The sequence below is a fragment of the Nannocystis pusilla genome (genome assembly GCF_026626665.1).
GTDB classification, from domain to species: domain Bacteria; phylum Myxococcota_A; class Polyangia; order Nannocystales; family Nannocystaceae; genus Nannocystis; species Nannocystis pusilla.
Genome location: NZ_JAPNKE010000002.1, coordinates 1228771 through 1244858 on the forward strand (window position 1 = coordinate 1228771; position 16088 = coordinate 1244858).

Annotated in this window: 9 protein-coding genes and 2 pseudogenes; 5 read left to right on the forward strand and 6 right to left on the reverse strand. The window is 71.8% G+C overall.

Annotated features, from left to right (window positions below; genetic code table 11):
* Window positions 1–348: 348 nt before the first annotated feature.
* Both OV079_RS05515 and OV079_RS57320 read right to left on the reverse strand, forming a co-directional pair.
* Complete coding sequence (locus tag OV079_RS05515) at window positions 349–2232, reverse strand: hypothetical protein (protein WP_267766655.1); 1884 nt, start codon at window positions 2230–2232, stop codon at window positions 349–351.
* Between the two features lie 127 nt (window positions 2233–2359).
* Window positions 2360–3055 (reverse strand): annotated as a pseudogene (locus tag OV079_RS57320) (serine/threonine-protein kinase); the annotation flags it as partial.
* 1228 nt (window positions 3056–4283) lie between these two features.
* Between OV079_RS57320 and guaD the strand changes: the two are divergent.
* Window positions 4284–5515 (forward strand): annotated as a pseudogene (gene guaD, locus OV079_RS05520) (guanine deaminase).
* Between the two features lie 8 nt (window positions 5516–5523).
* Window positions 5524–6945, forward strand: a complete 1422-nt coding sequence (locus tag OV079_RS05525; protein WP_267766656.1) for an aldehyde dehydrogenase family protein — start codon at window positions 5524–5526, stop codon at window positions 6943–6945.
* A gap of 49 nt (window positions 6946–6994) precedes the next feature.
* On the opposite strand, the gene OV079_RS05530 is transcribed toward OV079_RS05525, so the two are convergent.
* Window positions 6995–7798 (reverse strand): SDR family oxidoreductase, encoded by an 804-nt coding sequence (locus OV079_RS05530; RefSeq protein WP_267766657.1) that lies wholly within the window; start codon window positions 7796–7798, stop codon window positions 6995–6997.
* 86 nt (window positions 7799–7884) lie between these two features.
* Between OV079_RS05530 and OV079_RS05535 the strand changes: the two genes are divergently transcribed.
* Window positions 7885–8133 carry a winged helix-turn-helix transcriptional regulator gene (locus tag OV079_RS05535; RefSeq protein ID WP_267766658.1) on the forward strand — a complete coding sequence of 83 codons (249 nt, stop codon included), beginning with the start codon at window positions 7885–7887 and terminating at the stop codon, window positions 8131–8133.
* Window positions 8134–8628: 495 nt separating this feature from the next.
* On the opposite strand, the gene OV079_RS05540 is transcribed toward OV079_RS05535, so the two are convergent.
* The 3 genes from OV079_RS05540 to OV079_RS05550 all read right to left on the reverse strand — a co-directional run bounded on the left by OV079_RS05540 (window position 8629) and on the right by OV079_RS05550 (window position 12878).
* Window positions 8629–9012, reverse strand: a complete 384-nt coding sequence (locus tag OV079_RS05540) for a hypothetical protein (RefSeq protein WP_267745708.1) — start codon at window positions 9010–9012, stop codon at window positions 8629–8631.
* A gap of 697 nt (window positions 9013–9709) precedes the next feature.
* Complete coding sequence (locus OV079_RS05545; RefSeq protein ID WP_338089053.1) at window positions 9710–10939, reverse strand: DUF1552 domain-containing protein; 1230 nt, start codon at window positions 10937–10939, stop codon at window positions 9710–9712.
* A gap of 166 nt (window positions 10940–11105) precedes the next feature.
* Entirely contained in the window at window positions 11106–12878 is a 1773-nt protein-coding gene (locus OV079_RS05550) for a DUF1592 domain-containing protein (RefSeq protein WP_267766659.1), read from the reverse strand.
* A gap of 170 nt (window positions 12879–13048) precedes the next feature.
* On the opposite strand from OV079_RS05550, the gene OV079_RS05555 reads away from it, so the two are divergent.
* Window positions 13049–13579: a 2'-5' RNA ligase family protein gene (locus tag OV079_RS05555; protein WP_267766660.1), complete on the forward strand. Its 531-nt coding sequence runs from the start codon at window positions 13049–13051 to the stop codon at window positions 13577–13579.
* Window positions 13580–14429: 850 nt separating this feature from the next.
* Complete coding sequence (locus OV079_RS05560) at window positions 14430–15716, forward strand: hypothetical protein (RefSeq protein WP_267766662.1); 1287 nt, start codon at window positions 14430–14432, stop codon at window positions 15714–15716.
* Window positions 15717–16088 lie beyond the last annotated feature (372 nt).

Below are 16088 nucleotides of genomic sequence, written 5' to 3' on the forward strand. Positions count from 1 at the left end.
GCTCCGCGGAGCATGGGCGGCGGTGAAATAAGGGGTAACTTTTGTCCCGCAAGGACTTCGAGCAGCCTACAAAGGTAAATATATGAACCTTTGTTCCGGCCGGGAGGTCCGCGGTGACGATGGGCACAGGGCCCGCTCGTCCTCAGCATGAGGCCCGGTCCGACGGCGGACGGTGCGGCATGTCTCATTGGACATGTCATCAAGAACATGCTCGATAGAGCATGCGCTCATGAGCATGTTCCTCGAGTCATGGCCTGGAGGGCAGGGGCGTCCGGGGCCGGCGCGCCTCATGAGCATGTTCTTCGAGTCAGGGCCGGGAGGGCATGTGCGTCCGGGGCCCGGCGCGAGTCAGCAGGCGCTCGCTGGCGGCCAGCGGCGGGCGAAGCTGGCGCCGGCGCTGCGGTAGAACGCGAGCGCGGCGCCGAGGTGCGGGCGGGCGGCGGCGACCGACGGCGGCGTGGCGCTCAGCAACGCCTCGGCGAGGGTGCGGTGGGCGCGAGCGAGGCGCGGGGCCCAGTGCGGGTCGTCGGCGGCGAGGACGGTGAGCTCGGCGACGGCGGCGGCCAGCGGGACGCGGGCCTCGAGCGGCCGGCCGCGGACGAGCAAGTTCTGGCCGAGGACGAGGCGCAGCTCGGCGATCTCCTCGCTCGACCAGGTGGTGTCCGGCATGCGCGCGAGGGTGGCCTGGAGGTGCTCGATGGCGGTGTCGTCGTCGACCGAGCCGGCGAGGCCGCGATAGCCGGCGAGCAGGGTCGCCTCGGGCCCGAACAGGCGCGTGCCGGACAGCTCCGACAGCTCGGCGGCGGCGCGGAAGACCGAGGCGGCGTCGTCGTCGTCGCCGATCTCGGTGGCGGCGCGGCCGAGGTGGAACAGGCACCGCGTGCGACGCACGAGGTCGTCGGGCAAGAACCGCTCGAGGGCGACGCAGCCGGCCTGGAGGATCGACCAGGCCTCGCCCGGCTCGGCGAGCTGGGCGGCGGTGATCCGCGCCTCGATGGTGGCGGGGTGAACGACGCCGAGCTCGGCGTCGAAGATCTCGAGGGCGCGCGCGAGGAGGTCGTCGCGCGCGGCGCCCGGCTCGGTGACGGAGGCGAGGTTGAGGAGGGTGTAGCCGACGTCGCGGTGGCCGGCCGACAGGGCGCCCTGGCGCACGCTCAGGGCCTCGGTGAAGTAGCGCCGCGCCTCGGCCGAGTTGCGCTGGGCGAGGTTGGCGACGCCGAGGTTGTGCAGGACGAGGCCGCGCAGGGCCTCGGGAGCGGCGCCGCGAGAGGCGAGGGCGAGGGCGAGAGGCTCGTCGGCGAGGGCGCGCGCGACCATCTCGGGCCGGCGACTGGCGGCGACGATCCGCGAGGCCACGGCCTCGGCCGCGATCGCGTCGCCGCGCGACTCGATGCCGCTGCGCATGGCCCGGGTCAACCACTCGAGCTCCTGGCCGGTCTCCTCGGAGGTGTTGAGCGAGAGCCGCCCGCGCAGCAGCGCGACCTCGGCCCGCAGCGGGGCGTAGCCGATCTGCTCGGCGGCGGCTTCGATGTCGACGGCCTGATCGACGGCGTCGTGGATCCGCCCGAGCTTGGCCAGCGCCTCGACCCGCGCCATGTGATTGCGCAGGTCGGCGACGCGCTCGCCGAGCTCAGGGTCGTCGGGCGCGGGCGGCTCGGCCTTGAGGAAGGCGAGCTCGTGGCAGGCGGAGGGCGGCACGAGATCGCTGGCGGCGCCGAGCGCCCGCGGGGCCATGTCCATGTCGGCGATCGAGAGGGCCTTGACGGTCTCGTCGAAGGCGTCGCGCCGGCGATCGAGGCAGCGGCGCTGGCGATCGAGCAGGGCCTCGGTGTAGCGGCCCTGGTGCTCGGCGAGGCAGGTGTCGCGGTGGTTCTCGGCCCACGAGGCGGCGAAGCGATCGAGCTTGTCGGCGACCCTGGGCCACAGCACGGCGGCGTAGTTGGGCGCCGCGTCGCGCAGGGCCGTGGCGACGGCGTTGCGCTGAGCCGGGCCCCAGACGCGGGCGATGTCGGCGTCGGCGTCGGCGCACGGGGACTCGGCGGCGGCCTCGGGCACGAAGGCGAGGCCAGCGGCGCCGGCGGTGAGGGCGAGCGCCAGGGCGGCGCCGACGAACCGCCAGGTCCGCCCGCGCGACGGGACGAGCGCGCCGAGCAGCGCCTCCATCGACGGGTAGCGGTCGCGCGGCTCGGTCTTGAGGCCGCGCATGAGCGCGGCGATGAGCCACGCGGGCACGCCGTGGTTGCGCGGCGGGGGCCGCAGGTGGCCGTTGGTGATCGCGTGCGAGAGCGCGAGGATGTCGTTGCCGGCGAACGGCGGCAGGCCGAACAGGGCCTCGTAGAGGGCGACGCAAGCTGAACTGATCGGAGGCCGGCTCGGCCGCGCCGCCGCGCCAGCGCTCGGGCGCGAGATAGGCGGGCGTGCCGAGGATGTCTTCGCCGTCGTCGCCGACGCGGATCCGCATGCTCTGACTGGCGCCCGAGGACAGGTCGAGCAGGCCCGGGCGATCGGGGGTGGCGCGCACGAGCCCGAAGTCGAGGACGCAGGCGCGGCCGGTGGCGTCGATCATGACGTTGCCCGGCTTGAAGTCGCGGTGCAGGAGGCCGACCTCGTGGGCGGCGGCGAGGCCTCGCGCGGCTTGAGTGAAGACGTCGTGGATCTCGCGCCAGGTCCGCGGCCCGGCGGCCAGCCAGGCCGGCAGCGCGGCGCCGCGGATCAGCTCCATGGCGACGTAGACCTGGCCCTTGACGACGCCGGCCTCGAGCACGGTGATGACATTGGGGTGGCTCACGCCGGCCATGGCCTGGGCCTCGCGCAGCAGCCGGATCTGGCCCTTCGACCCGGTGTCGGGCAGGACCTTGATCGCGACCTTGCGATCGAGGAGCTCGTCGTAAGCGGCGTAGACGACGGCCGTGCCGCCGCCGAGGCGCTCGAGGATGGTGAACCGACCGAGCCGCGGAGGCAGGGTCGCAGGGACCGAGATCGCGACACCAGGCAGCGACTGCGTGATGTCCACCGAGATCCCCGACGCGTCCGTATCGGGAATGATGACGCTCATGGGACTCGACCAGTCTTGCACCGACCCGCACGCACGCCCCAACCGCGAGGTCGCGAGGCCGATGCAGCGCGTTCAAGCGGCGCCGCCGGCCCGTGGCGCGTGTCCGCCCGAACGCGACGCGCAGCGGGCGCTAATCATCGCCTGTCCCAAAGTTTTAAATCGGTGTGGGCGACGGAACGCCGGCAGAAGCGCGCGCAAGGCGGTCAAACCGCCGTTCTCCTGAAGTTGCCGCGGGCCCGTGATTGTGCGGTTGATCAAGCAACGAGCGGCGATCGTAGCGACGAAAGACCGAGTATCGGCGGGCGTACCGTGCATCGACGCGATCGTGGCTCGTATGCGGAGTGGGGGCGGATCACGGGCGCCGCGCGGCGGCGAATGGCACTTGTGCAGTGCGCCACGAATGCGGCGTTTCGGAGTGGTCGAGCTCGCCGTCGGCGCGTGAGACCAGAGTGGCGAAGAGGCGGCGGCGACGCTGGAGCCGCCGCGCCGTTTTGAGGGGCACGACTGCAAACGCGTGAAGACCGGGCGCGGGGGCGCCGGCGTGGTCGGCGTCACGCTGGGCGGCAGATCGGCGAGCGAGCGGCCGGTGGGGTTCGTGCCTCGCGCGAGGGTCGACGTCGGCGCGGGGACGTCGGCAGAGAATGACGATATGTCTTTCGGGACATATTGATGACTGGGGCGAGACCGGGCCGGCGGGGAGGACGGCGCGATGGCTCGGCGGTGAGACTCGTTGCACAGGTGGCGCAGGAGCGCGGCGCGCAGGCGCGAGCGGCGAGGGCTTCGCGGTCGGCGCCGGAGAGGCCGGGCTTGTCGCCGACGGAGGGCGGCGAGGCCGGCGAGGTCGAGGGAGCGCGAATACGGGTGGCTCGTGGGCGTTGCGAGCGGTGCTCGGCGATGCGGGACGTCTGGAACGGACGGCCTCGTGACTGCGCTCGCGGAGGGACGAAGGGCTCGCGGGCGGCGCGAACACGACGTCGCATTCGCGGAGGCACGCAGGTCTCGCGGGCGGCGCGTACACGGGGCGCGCTCGCGGAGGCACGCGGGCGAGGGCGGGGCGAACACGGGTCGCGCTCGCGGGTCCACGTTGGACTCGTAAGCGCTCGTGCGAGCACTTTGGCGCGGGACCGGATTGCGCGCCGCGGCGGCAACGGGCACCTTCGGCCGGATGTCGACGATCACCGACGGCCCCGCGAAGACCCCGTCCCGCGCCCGCGTGCTGCGGGGGCGCATGCTGTGTCCCGATCCGCGGCAGGCGAAGATCGAGCGCATCGCCGACGGGCTGCTGACGATCGGCGAGGACGGACGGATCGCCGCGATCGCGCCGGCGCCGGAGGACTGCACGCTGCCGCAGTCGTACCCGGGGGCGGTGATTTTGCCGGGCTTCGTCGACACGCACGTCCACTTCCCGCAGACCCGCGTGATCGGCAGCGCGAGCGGGCCGCTGCTCCGCTGGCTCGAGCGGACCGTGTTCCCCGAGGAGCAGCGGTTCCACAGCGTGCGCTACGCGGCGGCGGTGGCGTGGGAGTTCTGCGAGGCGATGATCCGCCAGGGCACCACGTGCGCGGCGATCTACGCCTCGAGCCACGAGGCCGCCACCGACGTGCTGTTCCAGGAGCTGAGCCGCTGCGGGCTGCGGGCGCTGGTCGGCATGACGCTGATGGATCGCGGGGCGCCGCCGGGGCTGCTCGTCGGGGCCGACGAGGCGATCGCGGGCTGCGAGCGGCTCATCGCCCGCTGGCACGGTCACGACGGCCGGCTCGGGTTCTGCGTCACGCCGCGGTTCGCCCTCGCTGCACGCCGGAGCTGCTGCGCGCGGCCGGGCGGCTGGCGGAGGCGCACGGATTACATGTCCAAACGCACCTGTCCGAAAATACCGATGAGTTGGTGCACACCGCGACGGCGTTCCCGGCGGCCCGCGATTACCTCGAGGTGTACGAGTCGCACGGGCTCAGCGGGCCGCGCTCGGTGTTCGCGCACTGCGTGCACCTGTCGGACGGCGAGTGGGATCGACTGGCGGCGGCCGGCGGGGCGGTGGCACATTGCCCCGACAGCAACTTCTTCCTCGGCAGCGGCTGCATGCGCCTGCGGGCGGCCACCGGGCGGGGCATCCGCGTCGGGCTCGGCACCGACGTCGGCGCCGGCCGCAGCTTCTCGCTGCGCCAGGTGGTCGCGAGCGCCTACGACGCGAGCCTCATCGCCGGGGCGCCCGCGACGGCCGAGGAGCTGTTGTGGCTGGCGACCCGGGGCGGAGCTTGCGCGCTGGGGATGGCGGCCGAGCTCGGTTGCCTGCAGCCCGGTCACTCGGCCGATCTGGCGGTGATCGACGCGCCCGAGATCGCGGCCGCCGACGGGCTGTTCGACGCCCTGGCGTTCCGGCGCGACGCGGCGCCCGCCCGCGCGGTGTTCGTCCGCGGGGCGCTGCTGCGGGGCGCGGTCGCTGCCGGTCCCGAGGTGGTGTAAACCGAGGCATGCTCCGCGAGACATATCCCCTGTTCCTCGGCGGCCGCGCGGTGCAGGCCAACTTCGACCTGCCCGTGCTGGACAAGTTCTCCGGCGAGGAGGCGGCCCGCGTGGCCCAGGCCGACCCGGGCACGCTCGACGCGGCGATCGCCGCCGCCGCCGGGACGACGCGGGCGATGGCCGCGCTGCCGCCCTACGCCCGCCAGGCCGCGCTCGAGCACTGCGCGCGCCAATTCGAGGCGCGCGCGGCCGAGCTGGCGATGGTGCTGTGCATCGAGGCGGGCAAGCCGATCCGCGACGCCCGCGGCGAGGTGGGCCGCCTGATCGAGACGTTCAAGGCCGCGGCGGCCGAGGTGACGCGACCGGCCGGCGAGGTGCTGGCGATGGCGAGCAGCCCGCGCCTGCGAGGCTACCGCGGCCAGTGGAAGCGGGTGCCGATCGGCGCGTGCTCGCTGATCTCGCCGTTCAACTTCCCGCTCAACCTGGCGGCGCACAAGATCGCGCCGGCGATCGCCGCGGGCTGCCCGTTCGTGCTCAAGCCCGCCAGCGCGACGCCGATCTCGGCGCTGCTGATCGGCGAGGTGCTGGCCGAGGCGGACCTGCCCGAAGGGTCATGGTCGATCGTGCCGTGCCCGCGCGCCGGCGCCGACGCGCTGGCCAGCGACGACCGCCTCAAGCTGCTCAGCTTCACCGGCTCGCCGGCGGTCGGCTGGGCGATGAAGGCCCGCGCCGGCAAGAAGAAGGTGGTGCTCGAGCTCGGCGGCAACGCGGCCTGCGTGGTCGACGAGACCGCCGACCTCGAGAAGGTGGTGCCGCGGCTCGTCACCGGGGCGTTCTACCAGTCGGGCCAGAGCTGCATCAGCGTGCAGCGGATCATCGCCCACACGTCGATCTACGCCGAGCTGCGCGAGCGCCTGGTCGCGGCCGTCCGCGAGCTGCGCGTCGGCGACCCGCGCGACGAGGACACGTTCATCGGGCCGATCATCTCCGAGAAGGAGGCGAGCCGGATCGCCGCGTGGATCGACGGCGCGGTCAAGGCCGGCGCGCGCCTGTTGTGCGGCGGCCAGCGCGACGGGGTGATGGTGGCGCCGACGCTGCTCGAGAACGTGCCGCGCGACCAGCCGATCGCCGCCGAGGAGGCGTTCGGGCCGGTGGCGCTGCTGTCGGAGTTCGCCAGCTTCGACGAGGCGCTGTGGCAGGTCAACGACAGCAAGTTCGGCCTGCAGGCGGGCGTGTTCACCCGCGACATCGACCGCATGCACCAGGCGTGGGACTCGCTCGAGGTCGGCGGGGTGATCATCAACGACGTGCCGTCGTTCCGCGCCGACCCGATGCCCTACGGGGGGGTCAAGGACTCCGGTCTCGGTCGCGAGGGGCTCCGCTTCGCCATCGAGGACATGTCGGAGATCCGGATGCTCGTGGTGCGGTGATGTGTCTTTTCGGGCATGTCGTCAGGGACATGTCCGAAAAGACCTCTCGTCACACGACCGGGACGGTGCCGCCGTCGATGGTGGTCTCGCTGCCGTGGATCGAGGCGGCGCGGTCGGAGACGAGGAAGGCGACGAGCTCGGCGACCTCCTCCGGCCGGCCGGGGCGGCCGATCGGGATGCCGCCGAGCGAGGTCATGAGGCCGTTGCGCGCGGTGGCCTCGTCGGTGCCGGCCTCGGCGGCCAGGCGGACGACGAGGGCGTGGGCGGCGGCGGTCTCGACGTAGCCGGGGGCGATGCTGTTGACGCGCACGCCCTGGGGGCCGAACTCCTTGGCGAGGCCCTTGCTGTAGGTGCTGAGGGCGGCCTTGGCCGCGGCGTAGGCGAGGGTGGACTCGTAGAGCGGCATGCGCCGCTGGATCGACGAGACGTGGAGGATGACGCCGTAGCGCTGGGCGACCATGCCGGGCAGGAAGGCGCGGTCGAAGCGGACGGCGGCGAGCAGGTTGAGGTCGAGCTCGTGGCGCCACTGGTCGTCGTCGAGGGCGAGGGCGCCGCCGCCGGGAGCGGTCGAACCACCGGCGTTGTCGACGAGGATGTCGAGGCCGCCGAAGGCGTCGGTCACGGCGCGGACGACCCGCTCGACGCCCTCGCGGGTGGAGATGTCGGCCCGCACGAACAGGGCCGGCTCCTGTCCTTCGGGCAAGGCGGAGCGCGCGGTGGTGGCGACCGACGCGCCGCCGGCGGCGAGCCGACGCACCATCGCGGCGCCCATGCCCTGCGTGCCGCCGGTGACGAGGACGCGCTTGCCGGTGAATTCGCGGGGGTCGTAGAAGAGGGGCGTTGCCTGGCTCATGGGTCATCTCCGGGCGAGCGCACGCGCGGCGCGTGGTTCGCCGCCGCCGATTGCTCGGACCGCGAAGATGGGACGAGTCTGGTGGAGTGACAAGTACGCACGAAAAAGTCAGCCACTCACCCGCAGGTAAGTCCGAGCCGCTGACGCCGGAGGCGGTGGCCGAGGCGGTGGGCGAGGCGCTGGCGCTGCTCGAGGGGCGCTGGAAGCTGCGGATCTTGTTCAACCTGTTCGGCGGCAAGGTGCTGCGCTACTCGGAGCTCGAACGCGCCATTCCGGAGGTGTCGCAGAAGATGCTGGCGCAGGTGGTGAGCCGAGGACGGCGGCTCGGGGCGTGAGAGGAGCGCAGCGAGCAGGCGCCGGCGAGCGCGAGCGAGGCGGAGCGTTGGGGTTGCGAGGCGGATGTCTCTTCGGACAGATGATCGAGGATGTCCGAAGAGGCAGGTGCTCGCGGCCGTGAGGCGCGGGCGTTTCGGACAGGCGCGCGCTTCGGTCGCGGAGTGACTGTCGCTTCGGACAGGTGCTCGCGGCCGTGAAGAGCGGGCGTTTCGGACAGGCGCGCGCTTCGGTCGCGGAGTGGCTGTCGCTTGGGACAGGTGCTCGCGGCCGTGAGGCGCGGGTTTTGGACAGGCGCGCTTCGGTCGCGGAGTGGCTGCTTCGGACGGGCGGGGCGCGGCGCCAGCTGTCGCTTGGGACAGGCGCTCGGCGCTGCAGGGCGGGGCTGTCTCTTCGGACAGGTGAACCGGCGCTACTCGAAACGCAACGCCGGAGCGCGGTCGCGACGAAGCCGCCCGGAGTCGCGGGACGCCGGGCGGACGGGGCTCGGGCGCGGTTCAGCGCAGCGAGTTGCGGAGCCGCGGGATGGTGTCCGGGAGGACGACGCTGACGAGGATGCCGAGCGGCGCCTTGATGCAGTCGACGGCCATGCCCATGCGGTACTTGTCGGTCAGGTCGACGACGATGATCATGACGTTGCCCTCCTCGCCGAGGCGCAGGAGCGTCTGATAGACGAAGTCGGGCACCGGCAGCTGGGACTTCTTGAGCGCCTCGGTGATTCGTTCACAGAGGATGTTGAAGAGGGCGCACGCCTTGGGCGAGCTGCGGATGCCGGCGACCGACATACCGGACGTCTTGCTGAAGACGTCGATGGTGGCGAGGCCGCCCATCAGGCCGTCTTCGATCTCGGTGAGGGTCGAATTCACGTCTTTCAGGTTCATCTCGGTGTGCCTCCGGGCCGCGATCAGCGAGCGAGGACCACACTACATGGAGCCGGGGTCCGATCGGTGGGGTGTCGGCGAGAAAGCGGCCCTGCCGTTCCGCGGGGGCGAGCGCGTCGCGGGTTGCACGCGTTCCGCGAAAGCGGCCGCAGGGCCACCTCCGCGGCGGTTTGGCGTCGTTTACGGTTGCGCAAACGGCGCCAGGCGGCGAGAAATCCCCTTGGTCCGGGGGCATCCGGGGGCCTGGGGGGCCGGCGGCCGTAGATCACCCCCGCCCGGTCCCGGCGGGTCGGCCGGCCAACTGTCCTGCCAGTCAGGGTGGTGCGGAGAGGGGGGCGCGCTCGCAAAGGGGAGCCGGCGGCTGTCCTTGAGGGCAGGTCAGGAGCGCCCGGCGACGCGCGGCGGTCGATCGGAGGCTGTCCTGGGGGACAGGTGGCGTCGCGGCGGTAGCGAGCATCGGTGGAGTGCCGTCGCGGCGGCGGTCTCGAGCATCGGTGGAGTGGCGTCGCGGCGGCGGTAGCGAGAGCGGTTGCCCGGTAGCGACCGCGGCGAGGTCGGGGCGGCGGACTCGAGCATCGGTGGAGTGGCATCGGGGCGGTGGTGGCGAGAGCGGTTGCCCGGTCGCGACTGCGGCGAGGCCGGGTGCACCGACCTCGCCGCTCGAGCTGTCCTTGCGGACAGGTTTTTTAGATGTCTCTCAGGCCAGGAGGGCGGCGCACGGGGTGTTGGAGTAGCCGTCGCCGTCGGCGTTGGTGGCGCCGACCTCGGTGGCCTCCGGCACGACCGACTGCAGGCAGGCGAGCAGGATGTCGGAGGTGTTCTCGCTCGACGGCGAGTGGTAGTGCTCGGCGGGGTAGCGCAGGGTGCCGCCGCCGCGGCCGGCGACGATGCAGGGCTGGTCGAACACGCTGTGGGTGTAGCCCGAGGCGGCGTCGCTGCCGAGGATCACGACCGAGTTGTCGAGCAGGTTGCCGTCGCCCTCGACCGTCTCCTTGAGGCGGTTGAGCAGGACCGCGAAGCACTCGACGGTCTTGATCGTGCACTGGTCGACCGCCTCGTTGTCGGCGGTGTCGTGGGTCATGTCGTGGTGACCCTTGGCGTGGCCGAGGCTCTTGAAGATGTGGTAGCCGACCGAGCCCGAGAACTGGATGCTGACGATCCGGGTGAGGTCGCAGCGGAACGCCTCGATGATGATGTCGACCATGGCCGCGTTGACGAGCTCGATCGGCTCGGCGCCGTCGATGTCCATGTTGGTTTCGATCGGCATGCCCGGCAGGGTGCAGGCCGGCGGCAGGGTCTCGATCTGCTTCTTGATCTGCTCGACGCTGGCGAGGTGGGCGTCGAGGCGGATCTTGTCGGCGCTGCCGACCCGCAGCTTGAGCGCCTTCACGTCCTCGCGCACGGCGTCGAGGATGTCGACGCGCGGGCCCTTGGTCGGGTCGTCGGGCGGGACGAAGCTCTCGAACAGGGCGGCGAAGGCCTCCTGCGGGTTGAAGAAGGGCGGCAGCGGCTGGTCGGGGCCCTTGTGCGAGAGGTACTGCAGGGTCGGCCCCTCGCCGGTGATGACCCGCTTCGACACCGCGAGCTGCAGCGACGGCAGGAAGGTCTGAGCGCCGACGGCGGCGGCGGCGACCTGGTCGATCGAGGGGCCGCCGAACTTCGACGAGTAGCTGTTCTCGGCGTGCGGCAGCTCGATGAAAGGGAAGCCGGAGAAGAAGCCGGCGCAGCCGTCGTGGTGGCCGCGGCGGTGCTTCGACGAGGCCTTGATGTCGAAGCCGGTGAGGAGGTTGCAGTAGTCGCGCACGCCCTCGAGCGCGGCCAGCTGCGGGTCAGCGGGTAGTTCGGCCCGGTCTCGGCGGGGGCCCAGCGGTTGCCCTTGCCGACGTCGGCGGGGTCGACGAGGGCGACGCCGTTGCCGAAGTGCCAGGTGATCATGCGCCGCGGCAGGTTGGTGCCGTCGGCGTGGGCGGTGCCGTTCGAGTTGAGCATGGCCTCGAGCAGCGGGAGCGCGAGCGCGACGGAGGTGCCCCCGGCGACGCCGCGGAGCAGGGTGCGACGGCTGAGTTGATGGCGCTTCATGACTCGTGCTCCTTTCACTCCGGGGTGCCCACGCGCAGGAAGGCGGGGCTGGCGACGAGCTCGGCGAGGAGCTCCTTCATGCGGTACTCGTTGTCCTCGAACGCCTGGTCGAGGTCCTTCAGCGCCCCGGCCTCGCCGGGCACCTCGAGGTGGCCGGTGGCGTGGCGGAACAGGTTGCGCACGAGGCAGCGCGTGACCGCGGGGCTCTGGCGCAGGAGGCTGCCGAGCTCGCGGGCGCCGTCGAACTCGCCGAGGCCGTCGAGGTTGCTGACGGTGTCGAGGGTGACGCCGTTCTCGACGAGGCGGAACACGCCGATGCCGTCGAAGTTCTCGAGGCCTAAGCCGATGTCGTCCATGAGCTTGTGGCAGCCCGAGCACGAGGGGTTGGTCTGGTGCTCGGCCAGGCGGTCGCGCATGGTCGGGTAGTCCTCGCCGACCGGCAGCTCGGTGACGACGTCGGGCGGCGGCGCCGGGATGCCCTGACACATCAAGACCTCGCGCACGAACTTGCCGCGCAAAGTCGGCGAGGTGCTGCTGATGTGCGCGTAGGCGGCGAGGAAGCCGCCCTGACCGAGCAGGCCGCCGCGCTTGCTGTCGACCGGGAGGTCGAACTGCTGCCAGGTGTCGCCGAGCACCGCAGGGTCGGGGATGAGGCCGTAGAGCGCGGCGAGCGGGCCGTTGGCGAAGGTGTAGGGGGCGTCGAGGAAGTCGCGGAAGTCGGCCTCGCGCGTGAAGGCGATGTCGTCGATGAGCTTGAGCGCCTCCTCGCGCATGGCGGTCCCGAGGGCGGGCGACCAGGCGGGGAAGGTGGCGGGATCCTTGGGCAGCGCCTCGAGGGTGCGCAGGCGCAGGACCTCGGCGAAGAAGCCGCCGAGAGCGCCGCGCGCGGCTGGCGTTTCGAGCATGGTCCAAGCGACATCCCGGACGGCGTCGGCGGTGGCGAGGCCGTCGCCCTCGCCGAGGTCGATGAGCTCGCGCGTCGGGGTGGTGTCGAGCAAGAAGAAGCTGAGGCGCGTGGCGAGCTCGACGCCGGTCAGCACCCGCTGCGCCGGATCGTCGGGATCGGGCTCGCCGACCTCGACCTGGTAGAGGAAGTAGGGCGACTGCAGCAGGCCGGCGACGGCGTATTCGCGGCCCGACTCCCAGCTGCCGAACGCCAGCGCGGCGTCGCGGCCGACCGCGCCGTAGCGATCGATCTCGGCCTGGGTGAGGCTGCGGCGCCAGGCGACGCGGCCGAAGTTGGCGACGAACTCCTTGTGACAGGCCTCGTCGTCGGCGCCGGTCGGCACGCAGGTGTGGTAGCTGGCGAGGATGGCGTCGTCGGCGGCGGCCGCGACCTTGCGCGCAGACTTCTCGTAGGTGTCGACGGCCTGATCGCCCAGCGCGAGCTGGGCGGCGCCGATCGACTCGAAGCCGTTGAGCGCGCTGTCCGGCGGGGTCTCGACCTCGGCGGCCGCGGCGTCGCCGAGCAAGTAGGCGACGGAGCTCCGGTACTGACGCGCGAGAAGGAGGCGCAGCCGCGCGGGGGCCGGAGCGAACTCTTCCCCACCGCCGTCAGTCGGGTCGGTGCCTTCGGTCGGATCGCCGTCGGTGCCGGCGGAGTTCGGCCCGCCGGTCTCGGTGGGATCCTCGCCGCCGGTCAGGGTGGGGTTGCTGGCGCTCTGGTCCTGGCCGGCGCCGTGGTAGCAACCGCCGGCGAGGCTCGCCGTGAGAGTGAGAAGGACCGCGAGCTCTCCCGGACCTTGCGGCCTGGATGGTGCGCGGGCGAAACGAGGCTGCCTGGGCATGGGCGGCTCCTTGCTGGGGGATCCACCATAAGGGAGGGTCAAGATCTGCGTCCACGGCGCGCATCGTGAGGGGGGCTGTCTACTGAGGTTCCCTGTCCGCAGAAGACCCCACGCGCCGAGGTCGGGCCGTGACGCGCCCACGAAAGCGTTGTATTACCGATCGTGGAGCGATGAACCTCGTCCCGCCGACGTACATCTGCCTCGACCTGCCCGAGCCGCAGGCGTCGGAAGTGATGGCGCTGCGTCGCCGCTACTGTCAGCGCCTCAAAGACTTCCCGCCCGAGATCACGATCACGGGCTCGAGCGGCGTGGGCGCGATGCTGCCGCAGCTCCACTGGGACCGCGTCGAACCCAAGCTCGAAGCCATCGCGCAGGAGTGGGCGCCGATCCGCGCGAGCCTCGGCGGGATGGTCCGCTTCCCGGACACCGACATCTTCTGCCTCAGCATGTCGGACCCGATGCCGTTCATGGCCCTCCACGAGGCGCTCAAACACTCGGGGATCGCGTTCGAGGAGAGCCAGTTCCCGTTCTTCCCCCACTGCACGATCCGCATGGCGGGGCCGCTCACCGACGCGGACATCAGCGCGCTGTTCTCGCTCACCGTCCCCGGCGAATCCACGATCGCCGAGCTGGCCCTGTATCAGCGCACGACCGACGACCGGATCGTCCGCGTGTGGTCGCGGCCGCTCGCCGGCTCGTAGGCCCGTCGGCCGGCGAGAAGGTGTTGCCGGTCAGGCCCGCGCTCGGGTACTCGGTCGATCGTGCGCAGATCGAGCCTCGTTTCCCTCGTCACCGTCGGCCTCGTCGCTTGCCAGGATCCGGCCGCGAGCAGCGCGACCGACGGCGCCTCGACCACGGGGGCGAGCTCCGAGATGTCCCCGACGACAGGTCCGATGGAACCTGTCCCAACGACCTCGTCATCGGGCAGCTCCGGATCTACCGCCGCGCAGGACGATTGCCCCGAGGGCTGCGCGACGGACGAAGCGTGCGTCGGGGGCAGCTGCGAGGCGGTCGGTCGCGCAGACATCGAGGCCGGCTGCCACCCGCTCGGCGACCCGGCAGGCCGCGGCCAGTGCGTGTACCCGTGGCCGTCGAACTTCTACACGACGCCGACGGGCGACAGCCCGACGGGCCTGGCAGTGGCGCTGCCGGCGGCGCTGCTGCCGAAGAACACGCAGCAGGCCGAGTTCCCCGCAGACGAGTTCCTCAATGGGAAGCCAGGGTTCACCCCGAACGCGCAGCTCCGGTTCGCGTCGGCGCAGCCCGTCGACGGATCGTCGCTGCCGTCGCTCGGCGACATCGGAAGTTCGCTGGCCGAGGAGGCGCCGATCGTGCTGCTCGAGGTCGGCTCGGGGGAACGCTGGCCGTACTTCGCGGAGGTCGATGCGACGGCCGTGGCAGGCGAGCCCCAGACGATCTTCGTGCGGCCGATGCGACAGCCGCGTGCGGGCGAGCGCTACGTGGTCGCCGTTCGTGGGCTGCGAGATAAAAACGGCGAGGAGATCCCGACGTCGCCGCTGTTCCGCGCGCTGCGCGATGAACTGACGACCGATGTGCCGCAGCTCGAGGCCGAGCGCGCGCTACGACGAGATCTTCGCGGCGCTGGTCGCCGCAGGGATCGATCGCGGGTCGCTGCAGCTGGCGTGGGACTTCACGACGAACACGCAGGCAGACCTGCAGCGCGACTTCACGGCGATCATGCCGCAGGTGGTGGCGAAGGCGGAGGCGGGCGACCTCGGCTACACGGTCGCGGAGGTGAGCGAGTTCCCGGGCACGGAGGTGCCGCTGGTGGTGCGCGGGACGTTCACGGTGCCGAGCTGCCTGGAAGGCGACAGCGGGCCCGGCACGGTGTTCGCCCGCGATCCGGAGGGGCTGCCGGACTGCTCGAACACGGCGACCGCGAACTTCTGGATCGCGGTGCCGCAGGCGATCTACGAGGCGAAGACGCCGGCGCCGGTGGCGGTGTACGGGCACGGGCTGCTCGGCTCGGGGTCGGAGGCGGAGTCGGTGGCGAAGAAGAACGGGTCGCTCATCATGGCGGGGACGGACTTCTGGGGGATGTCGGAGGCCGACATCGCAGCGGTGATCGGGATGCTCGGCGGCAACTTCGTCGGCGGCCGCACGCTGGGCGAACGACTGGTGCAGTCGACGGTGAACTTCACGACGCTGGCATATCTGGCCCAGGGCGAGCTGGCGCAGGAGCCTGCGCTGCAAGGGTTGATCGACCCGTCGACGGTGTACTACGTCGGCGGATCGCAGGGCGGGATCATGGGGGCGACGGTGACGGCGATGGCGCCGAACCTGCGCCGCGGGGTGCTGGTGGTCGGCGCGTCGAACTACTCGCTGATGGTGTGGCGCTCGACGGCGTTCGAGCAGGTGAACTCGGTGTGGGCTGCGACGCAGCCGAGCACGCAGAACCGCGAGTTCCTGTTCGCGCTGTACCAGGCGGTGTTCGACGTGGCAGACCCGGTGACGTACCGCTCGGTGATCGAGGAGGCAGGCGACGCGCTGCTGCTCATCGAGTCGATCGGCGACGCGCAGGTGGCAAACGTCGCGTCGGAAGCGATGGCCCGCTCGTACGGGATGCGGATGGCAGGGCCTTCGATCTATCCGGTGTGGGGAGTGGAGGATGCTCCGCCGGAGTTCACGGGGTCGGCGCTGCTGCAGGTCGATACGAAGAAAGGGCCGCTGCCTCCGGTCGAGAACCTGCCGGCCGACGGAGACAATGGAGCGCACGGGGCGGCAGTCGACGATCCGGCGGTGCAGGGGATCCTCGGGGCGTTCTTGCTCGAGGGAGTGGTGGCGAATATGTGCGACGGGGTTTGTGACCCGGGGTGACGGCGGCGGTTCGAGAGTGGCGGATCCGTGAATTGCTGGGGCGGAGGTTCGAGGGCGGTTCGTGAACCGCTGGGGCGGAGGTTCGAGAGTGGCGGTTCGCGATTGCCGACTGCGCCTCGCGGGGGGTCCGGGGAAGGGCCGGCCGCGAGTTAACCGGCCGGATGCGCGCTCGTTCCTCGCACCCATCCTGCCTCTAATTCGCGGCCGGCCCTTCCCCGGACCCCTGGCACGGCTGCAGCCGTGAGAGGCCGCCTCGCCGTCGTCGGCTTCGCTGGGGGCTGTCGTCGGGAGCAGAGCCGGGGCGCCTGTTCGGCGGCCAGGGCTGGCCGCCGAACAGACGCTTTCTCGCGTCATTGACGGCGTGGCATCTCC